Below are 7,481 nucleotides of genomic sequence, written 5' to 3'. Positions count from 1 at the left end.
GTTCCTCGATGGGTTACACCGGCAGCGCCGACATCGAAGAAATGCGCACCAAGCCAGAGTTCGTGCGGATCACCGGCGCCGGCATGGCCGAATCCCACGTTCACGACGTGCAGATCACCAAAGAAGCGCCAAACTACCGCGTAGGTTGATGCTTCAAGCAAATCGTTAGACAACCGGGGCTGTTTTATTCAGCCCCGAGTTGTTTCTGTATCACGACTGTTTCTGAATGACTTAGACGAGACTGAATCATGGCCCTCGATATTCACGCTCACCGCATCCTGATCCTCGACTTCGGTTCGCAATACACCCAACTGATCGCCCGCCGCGTGCGCGAGATCGGTGTGTATTGCGAACTGCACCCGTTCGACATGGACGAAGATGCGATCCGCGAATTCGCTCCTAAAGGCGTCATCCTCGCCGGCGGCCCCGAGTCCGTACACGTCGCCGACAGCCCGCGCTGCCCACAGGCAGTGTTCGATCTGGGCGTACCGGTTTTCGGTATCTGCTACGGCATGCAGACCATGGCCGAGCAACTGGGCGGCAAGGTTGAAGGTTCCGAGCTGCGTGAGTTCGGTTACGCCCGCGTTGATGTAGTCGGCAAGAGCCGCCTGCTCGACGGCATCGAAGACCACATCGACGCTGACGGCCTGTTCGGCCTCGACGTCTGGATGAGCCACGGTGACAAGGTCACCAGGATGCCGGAAGACTTCCACGTCCTCGCCAGCACCCCAAGCTGCCCGATCGCCGGTATGTTCAACGACGACCGTGGCTACTACGGCGTGCAGTTCCACCCGGAAGTGACCCACACCAAACAGGGCGGTCGCATCCTGTCGCGCTTCGTGCTCGACATCTGCGGCTGTGAAGCCCTTTGGACGCCGTCGAAGATCGCTGAAGACGCCATCGCCAACATCCGCGCACAAGTCGGTACCGACAACGTGCTGCTGGGTCTGTCCGGCGGCGTTGACTCCTCGGTGGTTGCCGCGCTGCTGCACAAAGCCATCGGCGACCAACTGACCTGCGTCTTCGTCGACAACGGCCTGCTGCGTCTGCACGAAGGCGAGCAGGTGATGGCCATGTTCGCCGAGAACATGGGCGTCAAGGTAATCCGCGCCAACGCTGAAGAGCAGTTCCTGAACAACCTGGCCGGCGAAGCCGATCCAGAGAAGAAGCGCAAAATCATCGGTCGCACCTTCATCGACGTATTCGATGCCCAGTCGAACAAACTGGACAACATCAAGTACCTCGCTCAGGGCACCATCTACCCGGACGTGATCGAGTCGGCTGGCGCGAAAAGCGGCAAGGCCCACGTGATCAAGTCGCACCACAACGTGGGCGGCCTGCCGGAAGAGATGAACCTGAAGCTGGTCGAGCCACTGCGCGAACTGTTCAAGGACGAAGTCCGTCGTCTGGGCCTGGAACTCGGCCTGCCGTACGACATGGTCTACCGTCACCCATTCCCGGGCCCGGGCCTGGGCGTGCGTATCCTCGGTGAAGTGAAAAAGGAATACGCCGACCTGCTGCGTCGTGCCGACCACATCTTCATCGAAGAACTGCGCAAAGCCGACTGGTACCACAAAGTCAGCCAGGCTTTCGTGGTGTTCCAGCCAGTGAAATCGGTTGGCGTTGTTGGCGATGGTCGTCGTTACGCCTGGGTTGTTGCCCTGCGTGCCGTAGAAACCATCGACTTCATGACCGCACGTTGGGCGCACCTGCCTTACGAACTGCTGGAAACCGTCTCCGGCCGCATCATCAATGAAATCGAAGGCATTTCGCGCGTCACTTATGACGTGTCGAGCAAGCCGCCTGCGACGATTGAGTGGGAATAATCCTGCTAGTTGTTTCGTGGTGAACAAAAAAGGCGCTTAGGCGCCTTTTTTGTTGGGTGCAATTATTTGAAGCGTAGCTAGGGTGCAGCGCTTGATTTGCAGGCGAGGTGGCTCAGATATTAGAGGAATTGTGATCGAATCAAATCCGTATCAAACGGCGTGATCCCTTGATCAGGTGCAAACACTGCCTGTGCCTGCCGAGGCGAAGCCACTCGCTCCCCTCGTGCTCGAACATGTAAATCGAACAGCGTTTCCAGATCCGGCCGTGGTGTATGCACCAACGCCCGCAACATCAACGACACTCCACTGAGGTTGTTCTCGACGTTGTTCCACCGGGGAGCTGAAGTGAGTCCCAGATCGGCCCAAATCATGCGCCGCTCCTGAAGATCCATCACGAATGGCAGACAGATCACTGTGTCGGATGCGATATCGATACGGTCGAACACGGATCGCGGCTCGAACACTTCGCCCGACGCTGTATCAGAGCGGGCCATCCAACCAGCGAAGCATTCAGGGAGATCGCAGTACGGCTGGTCGGTGTATGAGTTGATGGACGTGACTACATAACGGATACCCTTCTCGGTAAGGGCGTCGATGTCGAGGTCGATGAACTCCGAAGCCCCTTCGGGCGCATTGACGATGTCGCCGCTGTGGTAGCCGCCGTAGCTCTTCAGGTTGTAGTACGCGACCGTATCTTTGAAAACGAAGTTGGCGTCGAAAAAAGCGGCGGACAAGTCGATATCTGTGCGTTCACTGCCATTCTTCCACCATAGGAACAGACGGATGAATCGAGTGTCGGGCACAGGCAATCGACTGCCCCGCACCAGTGTACGCAGCGACTTCGATGAAGCGCGCTGCGCCAGCGGCACTTTGTATTCACGTAACGCCGGATCAATGAAGCAGCGGCCTAATGGCGGGAGTGAAGCAAAGCGCTGTACGAGAGCGTCCTCGCAGACACGAGCCGCTCCGGCCAACACTTCAGGTGTTATAGGTTGACGTCGATCTTTGATCGCAAAAACTTTAGCGAGTGAACCTTTCGGTGTGAACGCGCGCAGGGGTAGTGGGCGCGGTGCATGTAAATGGGCCAGCAACTGCAGCAGCACAGGCGAGGAAACTTGTGCCGCAACAGCCTCGAATGCGTCGAGTACAGCGTGTGTTTCTGTCGCGCGGCGCAGGGTCACGTCTAGCCGGCGTGCGAACTCACCAGGTCGGCTTTGCAGGAGGGGTGTAAGAGCTGCGATGTCACGTTGTGCGAGCAATGTCTCGACACTTGAATTGAAAGTGGCGGGTGCTTCGTTACGACGAGCCGCCGTGATGGCGGCCAATGCTTGTGGGTACTTATCAGCGTAGTCGCCCGGATGCAGCACTTCAGCCAGACGTTTCCACCGTTCAGCATGGCGCATCACGTCTTCTGTGGCGTTGGGTATGTGATCGAGCAGGCGCAAGAACTGACGGCGCATCGAGCGCTTCATTGCTTTGAAACGTGTCGTAGCTGTCGTTAGCGATACGTCTCCTCCACTCAACGCGACCGCCAGTCGAAGCACGTCAGTTGCTGTATCGATGTTTCGCTCGAGGAATGCATTTACCCGTGCATCGCTGGCGACGTACCGGATCAGTGCGCCGCCAACCTGTGCGCGGATCTCCCGGAATGGGATGGTCTCAGGCAGTAGACGGAACGCATCACTTTTGTACTCTCGGATAAACCAGACGACATCGGCCGTTTCTTCTTCGGAGAGCGAAGTGCGCGATGAAACCAGCGGCTCAAGCAGTGACTCGAATTCAGAGACGCTTCCCGGTTCGATGACGCGGAGAATGAAGTTGCCTTCAAGCAGCGGGGGACGAGATAGCTCAGTCGGTGGCAAGCGCCTAAGCGTGAGGTAATGCATGACTGCGTTAAGGTACAACTCTGCCTCTGAGGCCTTCAGAACTTGTTCTGGAAAGTCAGGATAAAACGGCCGGTGGTGCACGTGAGCACCGGTCTGTCGGCGAAGCACACCAATAATATCTCTCAGCCAATACTTGAGTTCTACCGGTGATAACCTGCCGATATGCTCAATCAGAGACTCTGAGAATACGCATCGGAACGCCGTGACTTCTCGAACAGCCGATGCGACTTGAGCGCGTGTGGCACCCCCAGTGCCGATCGGGACGTGAACTTTGCTTCGGCGACGCAGGAACAACTCCTGATTCATGCTTGATTTTCTCCCTTGGTCGCCGTGTAGACGAGCTGCAGCATCATGTTTACAGCTGATATAAAAACGCCTGCTATAAGCAGGCGCTGTGTGGAGAGCGAAACCCCTAGGTCATAGGAGGTTTAGAAGGAAGGTGTTCCATAGCCACGTGGGCATTCTACGTAAGCTTTTCCCCTTTTGGCAGGTTGCTGTGTGGCTGAACGGTAACAAGCTGCTTCACCTGAAACATGCGGACTTATTAGCGATAAGCCGATCACCTTCCACCCCATCGGCTGATGCAGCGCAAACCCCGAAAGCCCCGTGAACGCGAGTTCACGGGGCTTTTTTACGTCAGCTGATTTTTATTGGTTTGAAACCCATGAGCCTTAAAGCTGCCGATAGCTCCACAAGGCTCGAATACCGTCGGCCGCTGATGGGCCAGTTCGGCCGTTCGACGTAATAGAACCCGCCCTTGTTAAGGATCGGCGTGCGAACGATGTTGCCATCGCTGCTGCGATGAATCAGCGTGGCGACGTCGTCGATGTTCATCACCGTGCAATCGCCGGGATTGATCAGTGTTTTTTCCAGTGAGTCGGCCAAGGCAACGCTGGCGGGGGTGTCGATTTGCAGGCGCAGGTCGCTTTTGACGGGCGATAACGGGCGGGCAAACTCGTCGGTCGGAATGCGCCCGGAATCCGGCTCTATGCCTCGGGCAGTTCCGGCCGGGGTACTTTCTATACGCAGGCCGATGCCGCCTTCCAGTTCACTTAAACCCGGTACGCCTTCCCAGGTATTGGCATGGCTGTCGCCTACCAGCGCGACCCAGCGATGGGCGCCACGAGCGTTCTGGTCAGCCGTGATCACCTCATGCGAAAAGTAATTCATCATCTTCTGGCGGAAGGTGTTTTTGTCGACGCCGCTCATGCCGGTGCTGCGGTAGCTGGCGAGGCAATCGATCGACTGGATGCGGATATGATTTTTTTGCGCCGCTTTGGCCAGTTCGAGGAAGGTGTACTGGCCGCTGGTGTCGGTTTTGAATCCCCCGTCCATGGTCTTCAGGTAGGTTTCCAGCGTCTCTGACATCTTCCCGGTGCGATTGAAAACATCCAGATCGGCTTGATGGAAGTCCGTCAGCACATGCTCCAGATACAGGGTTTTGACCTTCTGTTTACTGAGTGCCGCCATGTTGTCGATCAGAAACTGTTTGCTGCCGACACTGGAGTGATTTTCGCCAATGACCAGCCCGGACGCCGATTTATACAGCTTCTTGATGATCTCTTTCGGCGCGAGTTTCGCCGGCAATTCAGGGATTTCCGGGCGCGCTGGTAGCGTGTGGGACTCCAGAAAGGCATTGGCATCGCGGTATAGCGTCTGGCGTAACGCCTTGAACTCAGCGTGCGGATTACTCCCGTCCGTTTTTGGCAGGGAGGCCATGTAATCTTTGAGCTCGTATTTGGTACCCCGGCCTTGAGCGAGTTCGTTCAGCGCATCGCGTGAAGCGGGCGGAATGTTGTAGGCGGTCGGCGGACTTTCCACGTCCGGAAGCGGTGTTCGAGCGCGACCCCATGGCCACAGCCCGATGCACTTGCCGCCGCCCATCAGGCCCGGACGATTGATCGGTTGCCATTCCCCAGCCTCATCCAGACGAATCGGCAAACTGCGATAGAACGAGTGAGGATTTGCCGGATCAATGATCGCCCAGCCCTTGAGCTCTTTGATGAAGCGAACCAGGTAATAACTGTCGTTGATCAGTACGTAGTGCCCACCACCCGGTGGTTGAAAAATCCCTTGATACTGGCCTTCTTGCGAGACAGGCGATAATCCGTCCAGCACTTCATTGGTCTCGAAAGACTCCAGTAAGTCTGTGCCTTGTTGCCCATAAGCGGGGCCAGGGGAATAACGCGCAATTGGCGGGACATCTGCAATATCTGCGGTCGATTCGTCGATGAGTGGTTCGGTAAACTCGTCCTGAACGTTAAACATTTCGCTCGCTTCGCCAACTTCCGCGACCTCTGCTGCTCCACGCAGGTACGACAGGTTGAACAGCACATCGATGCCGCTGGCGATCGCTCCGATGACTCCAGCCTTGCGATCTGCCTTGCTGGTGCCATTGATGGCTTGATCGATGTTCAAGCCCATATCCGCAAGCCCCGCGCCGACCACCGCCAGCGCTGCCGGCCAGCCGATTGCGGCCATTGAGCCGAAAACCCGGAGAAAGGCGTTCAGGTAGCCGATCCACATCTTCTTGCGCAGCTCGCCATTGGAATGCAGCGAAAGGTCAGCATCGCTGTGCATGCGCGCCTTGACCGAGTCGCGTAGCCAACTGAACGCGTCACCTGTGATTGCGGTGGTGTTTTGGTTGATCAAGTGGTGATCGCTGGCGCCCCACGTCGAGTACAGCAAGTCGATCATGGCATTCAGACCGATATTGCCATCGTCCTGTTGCTGGGCAGCCAAGGGGAAATGCGCCATGAAGCGTGCGCGATTCTCCGCATGATTGTTTTGCATCAACAACCACCAATGCAGATCGGACTCAGTGGCGAGCACATGGAAGCAGTCAAGCTCACCGGGGGTGTAGAGAATCTGCACGCCATTGCTGTCAGCGATGCACAAAATATCCGTGGCGCTGTAGCCGCCGATGTTCAGGGCGCTCACTCGCAGTCCGTCGGCAATGGGCGCTTCGCGTTGCAGAAATGCCAGCGAAACCGGCCAGGTGATATCGCTCGCCACAGCCTTGATCAATGTTTTGAGGTTTTCATTGTTCAGCCGTTCGCCGTCGTGTTCGTCGAGGGCCTTGGCGAGGAAATTCAGTTTGGCCAACGTGCGGAAATCGTCGGCGTGCAGCGTCCAGAACTGCTGCATTTTCGTTCGATAGAGTTCGCTGAAGTTGATCGCCCAAAGGTCTTTCAGCACTTCGCTGGGGCGCAGGCGAACCTCGTTGGTCTCGTTGAAGACCGATGCGTCTGCGCCTTCGCTGTAAAAGCCGCCGTAGCCGTCGAGGAGGTCGGCATTGTCCTGATCGGGAGCGTGAAAGCGTTTGACCACTAGCTCCGCCAGCGTCAGTGACTCCGAAGGTGACGGGTAATGCTCCCAGCCCAGAAAGGCTTTATCGCTGCTGACCGAGGTGTTGTTGAAGCGGTGCCACCAGACATTTTCGGGATCAATGTCTTTGATACCGTATTTGTCGAGAATGCCCTGGGCCGCTTCGTGGGCCATGTCGTGCAGGTCGGGGCAGGCCTCGGTAAACGGCAGCACCAGCGCGTGCAGTGACTGTTCGTCGGCAGGGTTTGGAAGCAGAGATGGGGGCAGGGTTACAGAAATATTCACTTCTCGCTCCTTGAGAAATGGGGGGTAAAAAACTGATCAACACTATGGCTTTTTCAGCGGCGCGAATCTGTAGGGCTGAGGCCATCTGAGCGTGAAGGAAGCAGGGACGCGATCTGTACGAAAGTGTCCCGCAGACATGGCGAACCTGTGTCGCATT

At 56.9% G+C, this 7,481-nt stretch carries 4 protein-coding genes; 2 read left to right on the top strand and 2 right to left on the bottom strand.

The window, feature by feature from the left end; translation table 11 throughout:
* The coding region (locus ACIP1X_RS12090) for an IMP dehydrogenase (RefSeq protein ID WP_400752290.1) at positions 1 to 149 on the top strand (149 nt) is incomplete at its 5' end.
* Between the two features lie 99 nt (positions 150 to 248).
* Positions 249 to 1,826 (top strand): glutamine-hydrolyzing GMP synthase, encoded by a 1,578-nt coding sequence (gene guaA / locus ACIP1X_RS12085; protein WP_400752283.1) that lies wholly within the window; start codon positions 249 to 251, stop codon positions 1,824 to 1,826.
* Positions 1,827 to 1,945: 119 nt separating this feature from the next.
* On the opposite strand, the gene ACIP1X_RS12080 is transcribed toward guaA, so the two are convergent.
* Both ACIP1X_RS12080 and ACIP1X_RS12075 read right to left on the bottom strand, forming a co-directional pair.
* Entirely contained in the window at positions 1,946 to 4,018 is a 2,073-nt protein-coding gene (locus ACIP1X_RS12080; protein WP_400752281.1) for a TerD family protein, read from the bottom strand.
* Positions 4,019 to 4,348: 330 nt separating this feature from the next.
* Complete coding sequence (locus ACIP1X_RS12075) at positions 4,349 to 7,324, bottom strand: membrane-targeted effector domain-containing toxin (RefSeq protein WP_400752278.1); 2,976 nt, start codon at positions 7,322 to 7,324, stop codon at positions 4,349 to 4,351.
* Positions 7,325 to 7,481: the final 157 nt, after the last annotated feature.

This window comes from Pseudomonas sp. NPDC088885 (assembly GCF_044750025.1).
In the GTDB taxonomy this organism is placed as follows: Bacteria; Pseudomonadota; Gammaproteobacteria; order Pseudomonadales; family Pseudomonadaceae; genus Aquipseudomonas; species Aquipseudomonas rustica.
The sequence above is the reverse complement of the archived record's forward strand: the minus strand, read 5'-3'. Positions and strand labels throughout refer to the sequence as shown.

Coding starts and splice junctions, on each gene's coding strand:
- guaA (WP_400752283.1), top strand. CDS start 249: ATGGCCCTCGATATTCACGCTCACCGCATCCTGATCCTCGACTTCGGT.
- ACIP1X_RS12080 (WP_400752281.1), bottom strand. CDS start 4,018: ATGAATCAGGAGTTGTTCCTGCGTCGCCGAAGCAAAGTTCACGTCCCG.